The organism is Granulicatella balaenopterae (genome assembly GCF_900111135.1).
Taxonomy (GTDB): Bacteria; Bacillota; Bacilli; order Lactobacillales; family Aerococcaceae; genus Granulicatella; species Granulicatella balaenopterae.
The window spans coordinates 1-1188 of sequence record NZ_FOGF01000088.1 but is presented as its reverse complement, the minus strand read 5'-3'; the positions used below and the strand labels follow the sequence as shown (position 1 = coordinate 1188).

1 protein-coding gene is annotated in these 1188 nt (G+C 35.3%); it reads left to right on the top strand.

From position 1 onward, the window contains the following. Positions 1–91 precede the first annotated feature (91 nt). Positions 92–1188: SpaA isopeptide-forming pilin-related protein (locus BMX09_RS09920; protein ID WP_143054421.1), on the top strand; the 1097-nt coding region annotated here is incomplete at its 3' end.

Genomic DNA, 1188 nt, shown 5'->3' with positions numbered 1-1188 from the left:
ACAAGAAGGACAGGTCGTAACACTTTATTCAAACGGCGGTCAATATTCAACTAATCCTAATATTCAACCTAAAAAATCCTTATTCTCTTTTATGTCAAGGAGTGCAAGTTGGGGGAATAGTACATCAGAAATTTATCGGTATGGGAATTTAGCCTATACGGCATATATTACTGTAGACAATCACGTGGCATGGTGTATTGACCCACGATTAAACCCACCGTCTGGACATGAATACACTTTCCATAAAGTAACGCCAACAGGAACGTATCATGTATTATATTGGGCAACAGAATATGATTATGCTAATAAAGATAATTATTATGCAGAAGCTTTTGCTGCCTTAAACTGGGTCGAATTAAATATTAGTCAAGGGACATTGAATTCTTATGGAAATGCCCCAACTGAATTAACAGTATCTTCACCAGAGAATGATGCCTATTATGACCCCAATTATAAAGGACAAATTACAAATTGGATCAAAACGAATATCAATTCAGGACATATTGATAATTCATGGACACAAACATTAGATCTTCCAGATGGTGTGACCCTAGTGACTGAGTCTGATGGGAGAAGATATACTAATAGTGCCACTATTCCAATTAATGAACGCTATTATTTTTATGGCGATGAAAAATTAAAGGGTACTTATACCATAAATATTTCCACCAATATTAATCGCTATAGTTGGTGGATGTATACCCCTGTTTCTAGTAATGTCCAACGCTTATTAAGTGTTTGGAAAGAAGGACAATTCTCAACTAGTGTAAATGTTGAGTTTGAACCATATAATCCACCCGAAGGATATGAATTAAAGCTAGCTAAAAAAGATTCTGAGGGAAATTACGTTCCAGGAGTCATCTTTGAAACTTGTTACGATGAAGATTTTACTAGTAGCGACACATGGACACATAAAACAGGAGCAGACGGAACAGTCACCATCCCTAAATGGACAGGAGATACTGTTTATGTACGTGAGGTTAGTGCACCAGATTATCTAATTAAATCAGACGAAGTCAAAAAAATAATCTTACGTGTGGATAGAGTCAACGAACTAGAATTCATCAATAAAATTCAATACAAATTGAAACTCACTAAGAAAGATACTAAAGGCAATTATGTTCCAGATGTAACCTTTGAAGTATCATATAATGAGGATTTTAGCGGTCAAAAATGGACATACAAAAC